This window comes from Sphingomonas sp. ERG5 (genome assembly GCF_000803065.1).
Lineage (GTDB): Bacteria > Pseudomonadota > Alphaproteobacteria > Sphingomonadales > Sphingomonadaceae > Sphingomonas.
The window spans coordinates 51291-69963 of the sequence record NZ_JSXI01000069.1 but is presented as its reverse complement, the minus strand read 5'-3'; the positions used below and the strand labels follow the sequence as shown (position 1 = coordinate 69963).

Sequence of the window (18673 nt, the reverse complement as noted above, 5' to 3'; positions counted from 1 at the left end):
TCAGTCGATCAGGCCAAGCGCATCGGCGACGCGCATCCGGCGCTCCACCACCCGCGCGGTCGCACGCGAGATGAAGGCATGCGCTTGCTGCCAGGCGCCGCCGGCATCGAGCTGGTCCTGATCCGCAGCCATATCGAGGATCGCACCGCCCCATCCCTCGGCCAAAAGGTGCAGAGGCTCCCGGCTGTCGCGCCGGGTGTCGCGACCGATGATCGCCGAAGGGAAGGGCAGGGCGATGTGCGGCGAGGCGAACCTCTCCGCGACCTCGGCATCGCCGCCATGGCCGAGCGGATCGAACAGCAGCGCACCGGCGACTTGTGATACATAATAGGATGGCGACAGCCGCGCCCACCAGGCGGCCGCGAAACAGCTCGCGCCGCTGGCGACGAGCAGGACCGGCCGTTCGGCCCGGCGCACCGCTTCGTCGAGCCTTACCGCCCAGAGGTTGCGCTGCGCATCGGTGTCGGCGGCATAATCGACATGCGCATCACCGGCGCGGAACAGGTCGGGCAGCGGCCACAATGCCGACCGATGGCGCCGGTCGCCGGTCGTGATCACGGAAAACAGATCGCTGGCAGGCAAGGTGATCGCAGTCATCACGCCTCTCCCAAAACGTCACTCCGAAAAACGCCCTGCTTACAAAGGGCCGAGTCGCACATGATGGTATTCCTACTATGTAGCTATGCAATAGCGCTGCGCCGGAGAGATTGCAGAACACGATGAACCTCGTGCGCGGTCGATCGAACGCATTACCCCAGCCTGGACTTGTAGGCCGGATCGCGGGCGTCGATCGCGGCTTGCCACACGCGCAGGACATTTCCGCCCCATAGTTTCGCGATCTGCGCGGGCGTATAGCCATGGCGCGTGAGCGCGGCCGTGACATTGCCGGTCTCGCCGACATCGGACCAGCCAGTGACGCCGCCGCCATGATTGAAATCCGATGACAGCGCGACATGATCGATACCGATCCGCTTCACGGCATAATCGACCGCGTTGATCAACTCCTCCACCGAAGCCTTGGGTTCCTTGCCGACGATCTCGTGATAGCGATGGTCATACTCGACCTGTTTTTCCGGCGAGAGTATCTTGGCGTCGGTGGGCGACAGGCCATATTCGCCTTGCAGTGCGACCACGGCCTTTGCGGTTTCGGGGCTGCGCGCGCGCAGATAGGCGCTGAACGCGTTGATCGCGATGACGCCGCCTTTCGCCTTCAGGGCGTCAAGTTGCGCATCGGTCAGATTGCGCGGGCTGTCGGCCAGGGTGCGGACATCGGAATGGCTGGCGATGACCGGCGCGCGGCTGAGCGCAAGCACTTGGTCGAAGGCCGCATCCGACAATTGCGAGACGTCGATCAGCACGCCCAGATCGTTGAGCCGCTTCACCGCCGCGCGCCCGAGTGGCGACAGTCCGTTATGTTCGGTGACGCGATCGCCGAGCTGAAGCACAGGCCGCGAGGAATCGGCGAACTGGTTATGCCCGGCATGCACGAAGCCGACGATACTCACGCCGCGCGCATGCCAGCGGTCGAACGCGTCGAGATCCTCGCCCAGCGGCCAGGCATTGAGCAGGCTTTCGACCACGGCGAACTTGCCGCCTGCGACGATACGTCTGACATCGGCCGGCGACCGGGCAAATGCCGCGCGCGTGGCGTTGCCGTCGGCGATCGCATGGATCGCCGCGTCGCGGGCGACGGCATCGCGCTGGGCGGTGACCAGCGCTGCGGGATTGCGCGCGCCCTGTGGCACGAACAGGGCAATCGCGGCGGTGGTCAGCCCGCCCTTTCGCGCGCGTTCCAGGTCGAACTGCGAAATCGGGTCGGCAAGACCGGTCCAGCCTGCCTCCGCCGCCGATTTCGGCAAGTCGAGATGCGGGTCGAAGACGATCGTCTGGGCGGCAAGCGGGGTGGTCGCAAGAAATGTGCTCAGGACAAAAGCGAGGGATGTGACGGATCGCATGGGAACGCCCTTTCTGGTTGATCAGCGTAAGTCGGGATAACCGGCGGCAACGGCGTCGCTTTCGAGCGTGCGCAGCGGCGCGTAACGCTCAAGGCTGCCAGGTAGGATGTCGCCCAGGAACAGGGTGGCGCGGACATCGGCCAGCCCCGGGTCGGTGGTGATATCGGCCAGCGCCATGCGCAGCGCGGCGACGGTTTCGATACTGGTGTTCCGCGATGTCACGAAGGGCGGCGTCGCCGACTCCGCGGTCGAACCGAGAATCCGCAATGTCGTGGCCAGTTCGGGCTCGGCGCGCAGCACGGCGGCATAAGTCACCGCATCGATCGCGGCGATATCGGCCTCGCCCATGACGATCGCACTGATGCTCTGGCGATGTGCGCCGGTCTCGCGCACCTCGCTGAAAAAAGGCTCGCTCCCGGCAAGATCCGCGATCAGCGCGCGGAACAGGTTGGTGCCGGTATTGGAGTGCCGGTCATTGATCGCGGCGCGCTTGCCGCGATATGCCGCGATCGAGGCGGCGTCCTCCTGCCGGGTGATGAGGAAGCTGCGATGCAATCCGCCGCCACAGCCCGGTGCGTCATAGACCGGCACCCCGATCACCCGAAGCGCCAGTGACGGATCGGTGACCAGCGGATAGCCGCAGATCTGGCCGAAGAGCAGGTCGGGATGATGCCATGTATCCTGGACCGAGCGGCGGCGTTCGAGCCGGTCGGGCACGCCGGCGACGCCGCGGGCGCGCAGGATCCGGGCCAGCTCGTTCCACAATCGATCGTTCGCGACCTGCTGCGGACCATGATCATACATGCCGAGCGAGGCGATTCCCGTCGTCATTTGGCGCCCTGTTCGACCGCGGGATGCAGCGGTGAATCATGTGCGCGCAGGGCGAAGCGCCGCACGATCTCACCATAGCCGGCATAGAGGATCGCGCCCTCGCGGATCAGCCGTGCGCGGTGATGGCGATGATAGGCCGGCAGCCGGTGCCAGGAGAGTCCCGGCCGTTCATGATGCGCGGCATGGAGGTTGTTGTTGAGGAACAGCAGCCCGAACAGTCCGCCGCGCTCGACCGATGCGGCGCGGCCGATCGTGCTCAGCTCGGCGCGATGCTCGGCATAGGACCGCAGCATGGTCAGCGCCATGCCGGGATAGACAAAGGTCAGGATGTAGCGCCCCGGACTCAGTCCGACATGGTCGAGCCAGAGCAGGATGAACGCGACCGCGATCAGGTGCGGAAGCCAGTCGCGGGCGACTTGCGCGGGTTCGGCGATGACGCGGCGGGCTTCGGTGCCGATGAACCGTGCGAGCGCGATCGGCGGCCCCGCGAGCATATGCCCCAACAGCGTCGATTGAATGCGTGCCGCCAGCCAGGCCAGACCACCACGGCGTATGACGTAGCGGGATTCGGGGTCCTCGCGCGGATCGGTGATCGCGGCGCTGCCATGATGCGCGAGATGGCTGCGATGGTAGAGCGCATAGGGCAGCCAGAGCGACAAGGGCATGAAGCCGATCGCGCGATCGATCGCCGCGATATGTGTCGGATGCCCATGGATCGTCTCGTGCTGCAGCGACCCGTGCCAGGCGATCAGCCACGCGCCGATCAGGATAAGCAGCGGCGTCGGGATGAGGGCATGCCATGCCGTCGCGGCAAGCCAGCCGCCATAAATGGCGATCGCGACGATCAGTGTCGCCCGATCGATCTCGCCGCCTTGTCGTGATCTTTGCCTGCCGGCCATACGCTACCTGACCCTCATGATTGACCTGAGAGTCTAATCTCTACTGGATTGATGGGATATTCAATGTGGAGCAAGTTTGACGCGGCGAAGATTTGCTTCTCCGCTACCGGCCGGGCCGACTGACCCTCTCCATCCGTTTGAAGCGAGGCCGAAAAGCAAGTCGTTGGGGTCTGATGCCGGTCCCGTCATTGTCGATGCGCTGGTCGGATTCATGCACCGGTTGCATTCCATTCCAGTGAGTGAATGCCCTTTCAACAGCGACCACACGCTCCGGCTTGCCCGTGCGGCGGCACGGATCGATGCCGGGCTGGTCGATGTCGACGACTTCGATGAAGAGCGGGCCGGCTGGACCGCCGAACGCATCTGGGATGAAATGCAGAGCCTGTTGCCGCTTTCGCCCGATCGGGTCGTGACACATGGCGATTTCTCGCTCGATAATCTCCTGATCCATGACGGTGAGGTCGTTGGCTGCATCGACGTTGGCTGGGCTGGGATCGCCGATCGCTACCAGGATCTCGCCATACTCTGGAATTGTCTGGGCGAGGTGGGTCCCGCGCTACAGGAAAGGCTTTTTCGGCGCTATGGCATCCCCGAGCCCGACCGGCGCAAGCTGGAATTTCACCTGATGCTGGACGAGCTTTTCTGAAGGCAAGCCATCGCCATTCTCGCCGAAGTTATGATGATGAGATGTGTTGGTTCGGACTTCTGCGAGCCCCCCGTTCGGGATCACGGCCCCTGTTCGACCGCCCCCATCGCAGCGCGCGTGACGACGAAACGGCAGCCCTGGCAGGCCTTCGATCCTGATTGCGCATACCAGACGCACTGCCGGCGAATGCCGCATTCGGGCAGCGCCCGGTCGGTCTGGACGGTTCCGGCAAGATCTGCGTGCACACGCTCGGGCAATGAGCATCCTTGCCCCGCCCAATTGGCGCAACCAGTCCGTGCGCAAGGAGCCGCGAGCCGGAATCTCCGTTCCGGCTCGCGGCCCGTTCTCGCTTCCTGGACAAAGGCCTGATCCACGGGGATGGCCTTGCCCAGAAAGGCAATTTCGCCCTGACCGGTCACCACCCCGATGACGCGCGCCTTGGTACTCAGCGGCGCGCTTGGGCATAATGGCCGGTCGCGCATGGTCATTCCCGACCGATATGCATGCCGGCCAGCCCACCGCCATTGCCGTCGAACGATCGGGCAGTGGGCAGCGGCTTGGTGACTAGCGGACCCGCGAGATCGAGCTTGGCGAGTTCGTTGAGCATCAGCGTGCCGAGTTTCCCCTCGATCGAGGAGATGGTTTTCGCATCGAGTACGACGTCATTGATCGCGACGGTGAACTCGAACGGCTTTCTGGTCGTGGCCATCGGTCGGATCCCTTTGTCAGAATGTGATGCTGATCTTGCCCTCGACGCTCCAGCCGCCATTGCTGTCGGCCTTGCCGCTCAGCGAGGCTTCGCCGCCGCGCGGTGCCGGCGCGGTGCTCGCGGTTGCCAGATTGGCCTGGAAACTGCGCACGAACGTGTCGAACTCGGGATCGCGGAAGATGTCGATCAGCTTGTTGCGGCACCCGTCGACGTCCTGGATGTCGCAGCCGGGAACGCGAAACATGAAATTGGACTTGGCCATTGTCTTTCTCCGATTGAAAGGGTTCAGAAGTGGATGCCGCAGCTGATGCCGCCCGATGCGCCGCCGCCGGAATGGACGTCGCCATGCACGTCGCACCCGCCGCCCCAGTCGCGCGCCGTCGGACCGGCACCGATCGCGGTGCCGGTGACCGACAGGTCGCGCATGATCGAATCGAACGTCTCGTCCTTGACCAGGTCGATCATCTGGTTCCGCCATGTGTCGGGGCTAGACAGGTCGAGATCGTCGAAATTCAGCGCACAGATAAAGTCGTTCGTAGCCATTGCTTCCTCCTCAGTTGAACATGATGCCGGGGAACCGGCCGGTATCGCCAAGCAGATTGGGATTCTGCGGATATTTGACGGCGATGGGGGGCGTGACGGTCGTGATCAGCTCGTTGAAACTGATCCCGGGCCGTCCGGAAATTGCGCGGGTCGCGTGATAGGAAAAGACGCCGTGGCGCTGGCCGTCATCCATGCGGTCGTCCCAGGCCGATTGCTCGGGGCGGGCCGCGGCGACGATGACGCGCGGCACCTCGACCGTGTCGAGGCTGCCGAACGCGCGGACTTGCGGCACGGCGATTTCCCATTCGCGCGCGCGCAGCTCGGCGTCGTCGATGCGCAGGCAGCGCGGCAAGGGATCCTGTATTTCCGCGCCCGGCACCAGGAAGGGGCGATTCATCCCGCCCGAATGACAGGCATCCAGGATCAGGGTCAGCCGCGCTGATGTCGGGAAGCCGGACTGGTTGATCAGCGCGGCCAGGTCGGCGTCGAACAGCATGAAAGTCTCGTAATCGTCCGATGCGCCGGGATAGGCGACCAGCGTCTCGTCGAGCGTGTCGTCGATCACGCCGGTGTTTGGATCGGTGCGGCGCAGCCGGGCGCCATGCCCGGCGAAGAAGAAGACGCGCTGGTCACCCGCCTGGACGTCGGCCAGCAGCCAGCGCAGATCGTCAAGCAGCACGACGCGGGTGGCCTGGGCATCGGCGCGGATCCGCATCGTCGTGCCGGACAGGCCGAGCGTGGTGCGCAGCAATCCGGCCCAGCCGTCGCGGTCGTTGCCGCAGCCCGGCAAAGGCTGGTTCAGCCGCCCATAATCGCCAATACCGACCACCACTGCTCTGTTCATGACATCCTCCGTTGGCCCGGACGCTATGACGTCGGACGCGTGTTGGTGGTGTCGATCGAGTTGGTGCCGCGCCTCCCGCTGATCGACCGGCCTGGCCGGTCGATCAGCGGAACTGCTCGGTTTTGCCGGACTGCGTCAGCCCGTCCCCACTCATCGCCCCTGGGCCATGAGGTAGCCGCCGCATGGCGGGGCGTCGGTGATGCTTCTCACATCGGCGGTGTGATTTTCCGCACGATGGCTTTCGGCCCTGGGATCAGGTCAGGACACGGCCGATATTGACGTCGAAATCCTGCCGGATGACGAAGCCCGTCTCCGCGATCATGCCGGACACCAGGCCCAGGTCTCTGGCGATCGGATGGCTGACGCTGGGCGTCAGATCCACGGCCAGCTTCTTGCCGATGACCGACAGGCTGACCATGCCCACACTTTTGGTATCGGCAAGGATCGCCGCCCGATAGCATGCCCGGTCGGGCGCGGCGGCGTCGCGCAGCTGCTTCAGGAACAGCATCGGCACCGCGATCCCGTTGGGCGTGCCATAGGGCGGCGTCACTTCGTTCACGATCGATTCGCCCAGCCCCATCGCGTCGGCGAACATGTGCTCGAATGCCGACTCGTCGATCTTCTCGATTCCTTCCATACTCTTCATTTCCACCCCGTCCGCGGCGCGAATCCGCACCAGCGTGTCGCGCACCGCCACGGCCGGGGCGAGCGAGGGCAGGAAGAAATCGGTCCGCACGCTCACCGCCGCGTCGCTGCCCAATGTCGACATGTCGCGATCGAACTGCGCGATCTGCTTGGGGAAGCCGAAGATCTCGCGCCCGGCGACGAGCGCGATGCCGCTGTCGACGAACATGTAGAATGGGATCCAGACCAGCTTGCCGTCACTGCCCCGCGCCAGCGCCCAGAACGCCACGTCGATCTCGCTTGACCAGCCATAACGGCCATATTGCCCGCCGGACGCGCTCGCCCGGCCGACATAAAGCGCGGTCAGCAGCACGGCGGAGGACGCGACTTGGTATGACAGGCCCAATGGTGCGAACATGTCGTCGACCGCCGCCTGGAGCACACCGATGTCCGATTTCAGGATCAGACAATGCAGCACTGTGTCGCGGTGCAGGAAAGGGGGTTCGGCAACGATGTCGAGTATAGGCGCGCTATAGCGCGGCAGCGCCTCGGCGCGCGCCAGCCGGGCGGCGAAATCCTTTGCGTCGTCAGTCACGGATTGATCCTCCACAAGCCGTCAGGGGCCATGTTGCATGCATCGCCATGCATGCCGAGCCGCGTTGCGGCGACGGCGGCGCGATCCATCCGATCCGCGCGCCCCGCCAGCAGAGCGTCGGCAAAGGCAAGCCTCGGGCGGCCGATCGGAAATGCCCGGGCATAGCGGCTGAGCGGCCGCCGCGTGGCGCGGTACCGCTTGATGATCGCGTCGCGCTCGCCCGCCGACCGCGCGTGCCGGGCAAGCCGCGCCAGGGCGAGCGCCGCGCCGCTATACCCTTCGAGCGAGCCGAAATTGGTTGGCGGCAAGCGTGCCGCACGATCCCGCGCGGTGTCACACAGCGCCAGCGCGGCGTCGCGATCGTCGCAAAAGGCCGCCGCCTGGGCGCGCAGGCCATGGCAAATCAATTCCGACTGAAGATCGCCGAGCCCGTTGAACAAGCCCCGCGCGCGATCGATCGCAGCGATTCCTGCGGCAAAATCGCCCGCGCCGATCAGCGGCATGGCCTGGCCATAATGGCTCCAGGCCTCGATCAGCGCATTGCCGCGCGCATGTCCCTTCCTGCCCAGATCGATGAAACAGGCGCGCGATCGCTCGGCCTCGCCGGTCAGCTGATGGCGCAGCGCGGCCAGCGTCAGCAGGACCTCGGCCAGTTGCGGCTCGGGATCCAGGTCGAGCGCGGCGGTGGCCAGGGCGAGGCGCGCATCGGCCCGCGTCCATTGCCCGAAGCCGAGATGGACGACCGCGCGGGCGGCATGGACATAGGCGGCGGAACGCGGCGCGCGATCGACCGCCAGCGCGATGCGGCTGGCGATCCGCGCGACTGGTCCGCCCCTCAGCATGCCAAGCGTCGTGGCGACGAACGCCAGCCCGCGCGCCCGCGCGCTCGACGGATCGCCGGTGCCTGCACCCCAGCGGATCGCCCCGAGATTGCCGCGCAGGATCGCGCCGAGATCGCCGCGATAATATCCCGCCTCGGCCCCGGCGACATGCGCGCGCAATCGTGCCGACCGGACGCGCTGCCGGCTCGCCGGGCAAGCCGCGGGCGCCCAGTGGCCGGCAAGTTGCGCGCGGGCGCGGTCCGCCTCGGCGGCGCAGAGTGCGACATTGCCCTGGCCCCAGGCGGCAAGCGCCCGGCTCGCCGCCCAAAGTCCGCGGCGCGATGTGCCGGCTTTGGAGTCCCGCGCCGAAGTCTCGGCCCGTTCGAGAAAGGCCAATGCGGCGGCATGTGCGCCGTGATCGAGCGCGTCCAGCCCGGCCTTGCCGAAGCACAGGCTCGCCCGGCCATGCGCACCCGCGGCTGCCCAATGCGTCGCGACCTCATCGGGCGTGACCGGGTCCGGCCCGGTTCTCGCCAGTGCCGACAGGACCCGGGCCGCATCATGGTGCAGCCCGGGGACAAGCGATGGCGGCAGGGTCGCCAGCATGCGATCCGCCAGCAATTGATGGACCACTTCATAGCGTCCGTCGCCGGCGTGGAGGAAACGGCGCCCGACCAGCCGGTCGAGCGCGTTCGGTGCAAGATCGAACGCCGATCGCCGCGCCAGCGCGGCCAGCGCGTCCGCCGGGAGCGGGCGTGCCGCGATCGCCGCGAGCCGGACGATCGCCCGGTCGGCATCGGCCAGCGCCCGCAGCCGGGCATCGACCACCGCGTCGGCATCCGCCGCATCGTCGAGCCTGACTCCGTCGTGCAGCGCGCCGGACAATTGCACCGCATGAAACGGGTTGCCCGCGGTCAGCCGGACAAAGGCGTCATCATCGCCAAGTGGCCCGAGCAACGTGCGGATCGCCTCGTCGCCGAGCGGCGCGAGGGTGATGTTGCGATCGGCGGCAAGCGGAGCCTTGCCCGGCCGCCGCGCCACCAGGAACCGCGCGCCGCTCTCGTACAGCGACGCCATGGCTTTCAGCGACAAGGCATCGGCCCATTGCAGATCGTCGATGATGAGCAGAGTTGGCCGTGTGGCGATGCCGCGGCGCAGCGCGGCGCAGATCCTGTCGCCCCATGCGATCAGCGCCGCTTCGCCGGCCATGGCGGGCCGCCGGCACAAGGCGCGGTCCTCCCCGCTCGTAGCCGCCGACAGGAGCAGGTCGCGCAGGACCCGATACGGCTCGAGCACGGCCTGAGGCCGCGCGGCGGTCGTGATCGCTCGCTCGGGCCAGCGATCCGCGAAGCGCCCGAGCAAATGGCTTTTGCCCAGCCCCGGTTCGGCGACGATCTCGATCAGGCGGTGTCCCCGCGCCAATTCGCCGACGATCGCCGCTTCTTCCTCGGCGCGCAATACCAGGCTGGCATTGCCCAGCGCACCGCGCCGCAAATGCACGGTGCGCGTATCGACCTCCGGTGCACAGGCAAGGTCGCGCGTGCGTCCCGCCAGCTTGGCCGCGCGATTCACCGCCGCGCCGTGCACGACCGGCGCCGACCGGCCATTGGCCGATGCGCGCCGATACAGCAGCCCATGGGCGAGCCCGATCCCGAAATCCGTTTCCGGATCAAGTCCTTCGCGGACATAGCGGCTCCAGGCGAGCGCTTCGGCATCGCTGGCGAAATGCGCCCGGAGCAATATGCCCTTTTCGTCCTGCGTCGCTTTCTCGATCGCGCTGCCAAACGCCGCGGCGGACGCATCGACCAACTGCGCGATCGCCTGGAGGGTGTCGGGCGACAGCGCGGCCTTCCCTTGCCTCAGGCAGACAAAGCCGACCGTCTCGGACACGATTTCCGCGCGCAGCAAGCGATGCGGCGCAAACGCGCCCTCCTGCCTCGGTGCGCCGCCATCGTCGCGTTCGGGTGCAGCGCGCATCGCCAGATGGCACCGCGCAATCCCCGGACCCGCCCAGAGCGTCAGCCTGTCGACCAGCGCTATCGGCTGCACGCTCCCCAACGCGCAGGCGCTGCGGAAGGGCAGGCCAAGACCGGCCTGCGCGACGATGTCGCCCAACGCCGTGTCCGACGCGGCGCCGGGATCGGCAAGCGCGATCAACCCGTCGCCGAGTGTCTCGACCGGTTCGAACCCCGCACCGCGCAGTCCCGTCTCGATATGGGCAAAGGCCGCATCCAGCTGCTCGGTGACCCATTCCGCCGCGGCGTCGCCCTGCGTGTCGATGCGGCGCTGGACCCAATCGGAAAAACCGCAATAATCGAAGCCGAAGACGCGGCCATCGATCGCGGATCCCCGGGCGGTCATGCCGGTCACGGCATCATGGCTGCGCCGGCGCGCGCAGGATCTCCGCGGCGCATGCCAGGCCCGACAGCACCGCCGCTTCGTAACAGCCCGCATCGATGCCGGTGCGCGTCCAGTCGCCTGCGACGAACATCGTCTCGAAATAGGGCTGGCCCGGGATCAGCCGCTTGGCGATGCTGCCGGGCGGCGACAGCACATAGCCTTCGCTCGCATTGAGATTGACGCGCACCTCGATGCTGTCGATCACCGGGATCGGACCGTCCGGCCGGCCCAGCCCAAGCCTGAGCGTCCGCTCCAGATTCTTGCCCAGCCAGATGTCGGTCAGTGCCCGGGCATCGCGCAATTCGCGCGCGACGAAATCGGGCCAGGACTCGCCCGGTTCGCGCGCATGGTCGGGCCAGGCGCCGCAGAGATAGCTCAAATGCGCGGCCCCATCGCCGCCCTCAGCCTCCTGCACGAACGACATGTCCGCCCAGGTCCCGAACGGCTGTTCGTTCGCGGTCAGCAACGCGCCGTGCGTGATCCGGCCCGCGAGCGGATCGGTCCCGCGCAACTCGACCGCGATGGTCGGAATCTGGCGTGCCGATTCAACCGCGTCGCGCCACCGCGCATCGCCCGCGATCAGCGGCGCGGCGATCCCGGCGACGACCTTGGGCGGTACCGCCAGGATGACATGAGTGAAGCCGCCGTCCACGTCGCCATACGCCAGCTCGAATGGCTCGGCGAACGGACATGATGCGGGAAAGCCGTCGGATTCGAGGGTCAGCCGCTGTTCGGCAAGCCAGGCCCGCAGCGCCTCGCCATCCTTGAGCAAGCCGAACTTCGGCTCGGTCGGCCAGCATTTCCGCCCGCCATGCTCAATCAACGGGTCATGATCGAACCGATCGCCCAGCGGTATCGCCTGGCGCACGCCGCGCAGGCGTTCGACCCGCGTCCCGCTTGCATCGAGCTCGATCGCATCGACGCGGTGGAAAAAGGCGAAGCGCACCCCCATTGCGCGCAATACCTCATAATAGGGCGTGAACAGGATCTCCGCGGCCGCTCCCTCGAAATGATAGAAGAGCGACCCGTGATAGGTCAGTACCAGGTTGAGATAGCCCCGGATCGCCGTGCCCGCCGCGATCCAGCGCCGCGTCGGCATGGTCTGTCCGTCCCGATAGGCGAAGGGATAATCATAGCCGCCGCGCACATAGGATGACTCGAGCACCACCCGGTTCGCGCCGTGACGGCGCAGCCACGCGCTCGCTTCCATATCGTTCACGCGGTCGAAATTGCCCGGCAGCATATCGTCGTCGAGCAGCCCGATCGCGACCACCGCGGCCAGCGCGGCAAGCGTCGCTTCGTCGCGCGCTTTGGCGTCGCCGATGCCGAGCGTGATGAACAGGGACAGCGCATCGCGCAGCGGCCGCAATGCCAATGCCAGCGCGCGCGCCGCCAGCCGCTCCGCCGGTGCGGTCTGGGTCGCGGTCCGCCGTGGAATCGCCGCGCGCAGCAGCCGCATCGCTTCGCCGAGCAGGAATTCATGCCGCCGTTCGATCGCGGCAAAGGGCAGGCGCAGTGGAAAGGGCAATGTCTCGGCACGGCGCAGGAATTGCCCGAACGCCGTTTCGATCAGCGCACCGACCAGGTCGATCGCTTCGATCGACGACTGATCATAATCGAGCGGCCGGTTCGACGGATCGACTTCGATCGGAATGACGCGCGCGCGGGGTTCGGCCAGCATGCAGCCATTGACCGGCATCAGCGCCTGCTCGATCGGGAAGGGCTGCTGGCCACACTCCTGCCAGCGCCGGTACACCATGCGCAATTGCCGCAGCGACTCGTGATAGAAGCCGGCAAAGACATGCAGCCCATGTTCGTGCACGCGTCCGGTCACGGGGTCCCGGCCGCTCGCGCATTTGCCGCCGATCCGCCAGCCCATCTGATAGAGCGTGATCTCGTCGTCGCCAGTGTTGCGCGCCGCCAGGTCGAACGCGGCGGCCAATGCCGCCGGCCCACCGCCAATGATCGCGATCCGCCGCCCCATCTCCAAGTCCCCCGCGCAGATCTTGAAGCGATGCCGGGCGTAATACAACGCCCGATACGAGACAGAACCGATGTGGGACAAAAGCCGCGCCGGCTTTCCGATTTGACCGCGAACCGGTACCCTGGCCCATCTAACCGCAGCTGGGGAGCAGGCGGAAAACGACCATGGGGGGGAAACGGATATGTCCGCGAGCGACATGATCGCCGACACGGCGCTGCCCGATGAACTTCGCGCGGTGATGATCGAGCGCGGTCGCGCGCTGAGCGCGCGGCGTGGCCGGATCATCATCGACACCGGCGCGACCGACCGCGACGCCTATCTCGTCATTGACGGGCTGGTCGAAGTCAGCATGATCTCGGCGCGCGGCCGCGAAATGATCATCCGCGAAATCGGCGCTGGATCGCTGTTCGGGGAATTCGCCGCGCTCGACGGCCGGCCGCGTTCGGCCACCGTTATCGCGCGCCAGGACAGTCGACTGGTGCAGGTGAAGGGCGATGATTTCCTCGATATCCTGCGCCTGATCCCCGGCGCCGGCCTGTGGCTCGCGCATCAATTCGCCAACGAGATCCGGCGCCTGACCGAACGGCATTTCGAAATGTCGACCATGGCGGCGACCGCGCGAATCCAGTGCGAACTCCTTCGCCTCGCCAATGCGGCGGGCATTCATGACGATCGGGCGCTGCTTGAGCCGGCGCCGACGCATTCGGTGATCGCGTCGCGGGTCGGGTCGCACCGCGAAGCGGTCACGCGCGAATTTGGCGGGCTGGCACGGCTCGGGATCATCGCGCAGCAGGGCCGCGCGCTTTCGGTCCTGTCGGTCGCGCGGCTGGTTGAGGAAATCCGCCGCGCCTCGGGTGAGGACTTCTCGGTCGGCCGCGCCATTGCCTGAAACCTGCCCCGCGCGCAGCGGCATTAGGGAATGGGTAACCATGCGCGCGTAACGCTTGCCGGCATGTTCATGGCGCGGATTTCCCAGGGCGACACGCTTCCGGTGGACCGGCCAGCGCGCGCCGGCCTGCGTCATCGCGACCGGCTGATCATCGCCGCGATGCTGCTGATCACCGGCCTGTTTCTGTTTCTCGATGCACGGCCATTGCCGATCCTGTTGTGGGATGAATCGCGCAACATCGTCAACGCGCTGGAAATGAACCGCAACGGGTTCAGCCTGGTCACCACCTATCGCGGTGAACCCGATCTGTGGAACACCAAGCCGCCTTTGCTCATCTGGCTGATGGTGGGCAGCGTGCGCCTGTTCGGGGAATCAGATTGGGCGCTGCGCTTGCCGAGCATGATCGCGACGCTGGGCACGCTGGCCATGGTCATGATGTTCGTGCGGCGCACCACCGGCTCGATCTGGACCGCGGCGCTGGCGGCGGCCTTGCTCGCGGCGAGCCCCGGCCTGTTCGGCGAACATGGCGCGCGGACCGCGGATTATGACGCGCTGCTGGTCTTCTTCTCCACCGCCTATCTCCTGCTGCTGTTCGGCGCGCTGCACCACCGCCGCCCGGCCGGACGCACGCTCGCGCTGATCGGCCTGTGCGTGACCGGCGCGATCCTGACCAAGAGCGTCGCGGGCATCGTCCCGGGCCTTGGCGTCGGCCTTTACCTGTTGCTGACGCAGCGCCTGGCACGGCTGTGGCGGGGCTGGGCCTGGGCCGCGACCGGCGCGGCGATCGCCGCGACGATCCTCCTGTTCCTTGCGGTGCGCGAGATCGAGACGCCGGGCTATCTGCTGGCCAGCTGGCACAACGACGCGGGCGGCCGTTTCGCGCAATCGCTCATCGGCGCACGCAAGCCCGCCACTTTCTATCTCGCCATCCTGTGGGCCGGCTATGTCGCCGCGCCGCTGCTGCTGATCCTCGCCCCCGTCGCGCTGATCCAGGCACAGGGCCGCGCGCGCGCCGCCTTGCTCTACAGCCTGTCGATCATCGTTACGATGCTGGTTGCGATCTCGCTCGCCGCATCGAAGCTGCATCATTACATCCTGCCCGCGCTGCCCTTCATGGCGATCGCCGCGGCGATCACGCTGCGCACGCTCCTGCAACGACTGGCGGCCGCGCACGCCGCCGGCAATTCCCGTTACCGTATCCGCGCGGCAGGGCTGGTCGCGGTCGGCGCCTTCGCGCTGTTCACCGCGGGCCAGAGCGCCCTCACGCGCCGTTATCTGATCGACCCGCCCTATGAGGGCAGGAATGCCGCCCGTTACGGTGCGCTGTTCGATCGCCTCGGGCCACAGGGACGCGCGATCACCGTGGTCGACCCCGGCTTCGTGCGCGACGAGGACCTGCACTATGCCCCAGTGCTGCTCGCCTATCGCTTGCTGTGGCAGGGCCGGGGCGTGTCGATCGGCTGGACCACCGCATTGGAGAACAGCGCGAATGCCAAAGCGGAAATGCTCGCCAGCTGCGATCCCGACATCGTCACGCCGCTGCTGAAGCGGGGCCGCGATGTCGGCGGTGTCGCGGGGTGTGCGGCGGTTCTCCAGCGCTAGGGATCAAGCGACCGAGCGGGATGTAGGATCGTCCGCGACGTCCCGTGTGGCCGCTTCGGACTTCCGCTCCGAACAGCCAGCTGGCAGGTTGAAGCGTGCTTTTTCGCGGCGAATGTTCAGGAGTGATTAGCCGTGGCTCACCCGCTGCGTGACCTTTCTGTAAACCTCCACGATAAGCGCTGCCGTATGGACGAGAACCGTTAGAAGCATAAAGGCGCTCGCCATCAACAGCGCATAGCCTTCAGGTGAATTCACGCCAGACACCCCGGCCCCATAAAAGAATAGATACCCTCCCTGTCTGCAAATCAATATTGCCGTCGGAATGAAGGTTAGATGCAAGAGCCATCGTGATTTCAGTCGCCGAACCACCAGCCAGACACATGCCGACAGTGCGATCGGGCCGAGCGTTGAGATTAGCCAGCCAGTGACCGCAAGCGCGAACTGATCCCCGGTATTCTCCTCGTAAAGATAAAGACATGCGTCAAACGCCATGCGCCCAAAGAGCAGGGCGATCCCCCCTATCGCCACACCATATATGATCGCGCCAAGCCGGCTCATCCGCACAACATCGCTGGAAAGGGGAGTGCCCGCAACTGGGTCATTAGCGGCGATTTAACGCGTGCGCCGTTCTCCAAAGCTATCAATCAGTTTCCCCACAGCCAAAACGGCTGTGAGCACAAGAAAGAGATCTCCGATGGCGAACGGAAGTACGACGATACTTGGATACCCCTTCGTGGACGGGTCAAAAATAATAATTGCGGTAAGCTGTATCAAAAATAGTATCGTAATTGTTGCTATGAAATACATCTTCTTCATCAAATTCCTCTTTACATAAAGGACCGCACCAAAAACCCCAGCAAGAGACATGATCATGAAGCCTCTTTCTGGTTGATTGAAATGCAAAAAAATGAAGAAAATGGGAGAAACAACGATCGCGATAACAAATCTCGCCATCCCGTTTTTTTGGATACGCCGATCTTCCAAATCGTTTTCCACGATTATTTCCTACCTATACATCCTCGGTCTGCATGAAGTGCTGAGCGTCGCCGAGTAGAGCCGCGCCTTGTAATAATAGAGGCCCAGCTCCGATAGCCATGCCTGGCCGGTATATTGGAACCGACCGATATTGCCCGCGCCCGGGATGCCATATTCGTCATAGGTGTTGGTGCCGATCACCGCGCCTGTCCCATCGCCCACCGCGATCACGCTGCGGCGTCCGCCGCCCGGCCGGATCATTGATAATCCAGCGTGCTAATTATGTATTGTGTCCCTTTAATTTCGTGTCCCTTTAATTTCAGGGCTCTTTGATTGAGCCGGAATATGACGGTTGCGGCCTCGCGGGGTCTGTGTCTCACCTTCCAGCCGGCATCTCGAAGAAGTTCATGAGGACGCGATGGGGTGTCAGGGGGAAGGGGAGGGACCTTCGTGGTTTTTGGGCCGCAAGCCGACAGACCGCTTTAATGGCGAAGGCTGGCCGAGCGGCTGGCTCGCTTGGGGTTTTAGAGAATGCGAAAGCTGCCGTTCTTCAGCGCCGCATCGATATCATTCAGGCGACCGAACGGGATGCAAGATCGTCCGCGACGTCGCGTTTGGCCGCTTCGGACTTCCGCTCCGAATAGCGATCGACCAGCTGTGCGGCATGAGCGCGGGTCAGAATGGTGAAGCGAAACAACTCTTCCATCACATCGACGATGCGGTCGTAATAGCTCGATGCCTTCAGCCGTCCGTCGTCATCGAATTCCTTGAACGCCATGGCGATGCTCGACTGGTTGGGAATGGTGATCATGCGCATCCAGCGGCCCAGCAGACGTAGGGAGTTGACCGCATTGAAGGATTGCGATCCGCCGGATATCTGCATCACCGCGAGCGTTCTGCCCTGCGTCGGGCGCATGCCGCCAAATTGCAGCGGGAGATGATCGATTTGCATCTTCATGATGCCGGTTATCTGGCCGTGCCGTTCGGGACTGCACCAGACCATGCCTTCGGACCAGAGCGCATGATCCCGCAACTCCTTCACGGCGGGGTGATCGTCATCCCGCACCTGATCGGGCAGTGGCAGGTCGGACGGATCAAATATCCGCACTTCCGCGCCGAACAGAATGAGCAGCCGCGCGGCTTCCTCGACGGCGAGGCGGCTGAAGGATCGCTCGCGAAGCGAGCCGTAGAGCAGCAATATTCTGGGTGGGGGATCGACGGGGCCAAGGCCGACGGCAAGATCGGACCGCACCGACATGTGATCGAGCGCGGGCAGGTGGTGCGGATCGGACAGAATGCGGAGACGCGACATCAGGCAATCCCTTGCTCATACCAGGGCCTGGTCGCTTTCACGATCCTGACCACCGACAACATGACCGGAACCTCGACCAGCACGCCGACGACCGTCGCGAGGGCCGCGCCGGAATCAAGGCCGAACAGACTGATCGCGGCGGCGACGGCCAGTTCGAAGAAGTTGGAGGCGCCAATCAAGGCGGCGGGCGCCGCGACGCACCAGGCAACGCCAAAGCGGCGGCTGAGCCAATAGGCGAGACCGGCGTTGACATAGACCTGGATGAGGATCGGCACGGCAATGAGCGCGATGACCAGCGGGTGCGCGATGATCGCCTGACCCTGGAAGCCGAACAGCAGCACCAGTGTCGTCAGCAGCGCGATGAGCGATACTGGACCCAGGCGGCCAAGCAATCGATCGAGCCCGGGCTGCCCGCTCGCTGACAGGATCGCACGACGGATGATCTGTGCGACGATGACCGGCACGACGATGTAGAGGGCGACCGAGATCAGCAATGTGTCCCAGGGCACGGTGATCGATGCGACACCGAGCAGCAATCCGACCAGTGGCGCGAAAGCGAATACCATGATGATATCGTTCAACGCGACCTGACTAAGGGTATAGGTGGGGTCGCCCTCACACAGGTTGGACCACACGAACACCATGGCGGTGCAGGGCGCGGCGGCGAGCAGGATCAGCCCCGCGATATACGAACTGATCTCCGGCGCCGGCAGCAGCGGCCGAAACAGCCAGCCCAGGAACAGCGTGCCGAGCAATGCCATGGAGAAGGGCTTCACGGCCCAATTGATGAAGAGGGTGATGCCGACACCCTTCCAATGCTGTCGCACGGAGCCAAGTGCGGCCAGGTCGATCTTCAGCAGCATGGGCACGATCATCAGCCAGATCAGCGCCGCGACCATGAGGTTGACCCTGGCGACCTCCGCCGAGGCAATCACCGCAAACAGGCCGGGCATGACAAAGCCAAGCGCTATGCCGATGATGATGCACAGGACGACCCAGAGGCTGAGGTAGCGCTCGAATACCGGCATGGCGGGCTTGGCCATG

At 65.3% G+C, this 18673-nt stretch carries 19 protein-coding genes and 1 pseudogene; 3 read left to right on the top strand and 17 right to left on the bottom strand.

Going from position 1 to position 18673, the window contains the following annotated elements:
- The 4 genes from OO12_RS22815 to OO12_RS22800 form a co-directional block, all read right to left on the bottom strand.
- The gene (locus OO12_RS22815; RefSeq protein WP_034161057.1) at positions 1 to 597 is read right to left on the bottom strand and encodes an alpha/beta hydrolase; all 597 of its coding nucleotides are present in this window, start codon (positions 595 to 597) and stop codon (positions 1 to 3) included.
- A gap of 152 nt (positions 598 to 749) precedes the next feature.
- Positions 750 to 1955, bottom strand: a complete 1206-nt coding sequence (locus OO12_RS22810) for a dipeptidase (RefSeq protein WP_052216195.1) — start codon at positions 1953 to 1955, stop codon at positions 750 to 752.
- Between the two features lie 21 nt (positions 1956 to 1976).
- Positions 1977 to 2786, bottom strand: a complete 810-nt coding sequence (locus tag OO12_RS22805) for a phosphate/phosphite/phosphonate ABC transporter substrate-binding protein (RefSeq protein WP_052216194.1) — start codon at positions 2784 to 2786, stop codon at positions 1977 to 1979.
- Positions 2783 to 3685 carry a fatty acid desaturase gene (locus tag OO12_RS22800; RefSeq protein ID WP_034161056.1) on the bottom strand — a complete coding sequence of 301 codons (903 nt, stop codon included), beginning with the start codon at positions 3683 to 3685 and terminating at the stop codon, positions 2783 to 2785. The genes OO12_RS22805 and OO12_RS22800 overlap by 4 nt, the downstream gene beginning before the upstream one ends.
- A 172-nt stretch (positions 3686 to 3857) precedes the next feature.
- Here OO12_RS22800 and OO12_RS22795 point away from each other — a divergent pair.
- Positions 3858 to 4331: pseudogene (locus tag OO12_RS22795) on the top strand (aminoglycoside phosphotransferase APH(3')); the annotation flags it as partial.
- An 80-nt stretch (positions 4332 to 4411) separates the two neighbouring features.
- Here the strand turns inward: OO12_RS22795 and OO12_RS27185 are convergent.
- From OO12_RS27185 to OO12_RS22755, 8 genes are all read right to left on the bottom strand, one after another.
- Entirely contained in the window at positions 4412 to 4819 is a 408-nt protein-coding gene (locus OO12_RS27185) for a hypothetical protein (protein WP_160296885.1), read from the bottom strand.
- Complete coding sequence (locus OO12_RS22785) at positions 4816 to 5040, bottom strand: hypothetical protein (RefSeq protein WP_034161055.1); 225 nt, start codon at positions 5038 to 5040, stop codon at positions 4816 to 4818. Before OO12_RS22785 ends, OO12_RS27185 begins: the two co-directional genes overlap by 4 nt.
- A 16-nt stretch (positions 5041 to 5056) precedes the next feature.
- Positions 5057 to 5302 carry a hypothetical protein gene (locus tag OO12_RS22780; protein WP_034161054.1) on the bottom strand — a complete coding sequence of 82 codons (246 nt, stop codon included), beginning with the start codon at positions 5300 to 5302 and terminating at the stop codon, positions 5057 to 5059.
- A gap of 23 nt (positions 5303 to 5325) precedes the next feature.
- Positions 5326 to 5583 (bottom strand): hypothetical protein, encoded by a 258-nt coding sequence (locus OO12_RS22775; RefSeq protein ID WP_034161053.1) that lies wholly within the window; start codon positions 5581 to 5583, stop codon positions 5326 to 5328.
- 10 nt (positions 5584 to 5593) lie between these two features.
- Positions 5594 to 6427, bottom strand: coding sequence for a caspase family protein (locus OO12_RS22770; RefSeq protein WP_082006741.1), 834 nt, complete (start codon positions 6425 to 6427; stop codon positions 5594 to 5596).
- A 253-nt stretch (positions 6428 to 6680) separates the two neighbouring features.
- Positions 6681 to 7646, bottom strand: a complete 966-nt coding sequence (locus OO12_RS22765) for an acetoacetate decarboxylase family protein (protein ID WP_152616608.1) — start codon at positions 7644 to 7646, stop codon at positions 6681 to 6683.
- Positions 7643 to 10828, bottom strand: a complete 3186-nt coding sequence (locus tag OO12_RS22760) for an AAA family ATPase (protein WP_160296884.1) — start codon at positions 10826 to 10828, stop codon at positions 7643 to 7645. Before OO12_RS22760 ends, OO12_RS22765 begins: the two co-directional genes overlap by 4 nt.
- 13 nt (positions 10829 to 10841) lie before the next feature.
- Positions 10842 to 12851: an NAD(P)-binding protein gene (locus OO12_RS22755; protein ID WP_034161049.1), complete on the bottom strand. Its 2010-nt coding sequence runs from the start codon at positions 12849 to 12851 to the stop codon at positions 10842 to 10844.
- Positions 12852 to 13032: 181 nt separating this feature from the next.
- Here OO12_RS22755 and OO12_RS28270 point away from each other — a divergent pair, with 181 nt between their 5' ends.
- Together OO12_RS28270 and OO12_RS22745 are read left to right on the top strand one after the other, a co-directional pair.
- On the top strand, positions 13033 to 13740 hold the full coding sequence (locus OO12_RS28270; protein ID WP_052216192.1) for a Crp/Fnr family transcriptional regulator: 708 nt from the start codon (positions 13033 to 13035) through the stop codon (positions 13738 to 13740).
- Positions 13741 to 13770: 30 nt separating this feature from the next.
- A complete protein-coding gene (locus tag OO12_RS22745; protein WP_082006738.1) occupies positions 13771 to 15342 on the top strand; it encodes an ArnT family glycosyltransferase in 1572 nt (523 codons plus the stop codon).
- 126 nt (positions 15343 to 15468) lie between these two features.
- Here the strand turns inward: OO12_RS22745 and OO12_RS22740 are convergent, their stop codons facing one another.
- The 5 genes from OO12_RS22740 to arsB all read right to left on the bottom strand — a co-directional run bounded on the left by OO12_RS22740 (position 15469) and on the right by arsB (position 18672).
- Complete coding sequence (locus OO12_RS22740) at positions 15469 to 15900, bottom strand: hypothetical protein (protein ID WP_034161048.1); 432 nt, start codon at positions 15898 to 15900, stop codon at positions 15469 to 15471.
- A gap of 54 nt (positions 15901 to 15954) precedes the next feature.
- Positions 15955 to 16338 carry a hypothetical protein gene (locus OO12_RS22735; protein WP_152616607.1) on the bottom strand — a complete coding sequence of 128 codons (384 nt, stop codon included), beginning with the start codon at positions 16336 to 16338 and terminating at the stop codon, positions 15955 to 15957.
- A 9-nt stretch (positions 16339 to 16347) separates the two neighbouring features.
- On the bottom strand, positions 16348 to 16578 hold the full coding sequence (locus tag OO12_RS22730) for a hypothetical protein (RefSeq protein WP_034161046.1): 231 nt from the start codon (positions 16576 to 16578) through the stop codon (positions 16348 to 16350).
- Positions 16579 to 16888: 310 nt separating this feature from the next.
- On the bottom strand, positions 16889 to 17629 hold the full coding sequence (gene arsH / locus OO12_RS22725) for an arsenical resistance protein ArsH (RefSeq protein ID WP_034161045.1): 741 nt from the start codon (positions 17627 to 17629) through the stop codon (positions 16889 to 16891).
- Entirely contained in the window at positions 17629 to 18672 is a 1044-nt protein-coding gene (arsB, locus tag OO12_RS22720; RefSeq protein ID WP_034161044.1) for an ACR3 family arsenite efflux transporter, read from the bottom strand. The genes arsH and arsB overlap by 1 nt, the downstream gene beginning before the upstream one ends.
- Position 18673 lies beyond the last annotated feature (1 nt).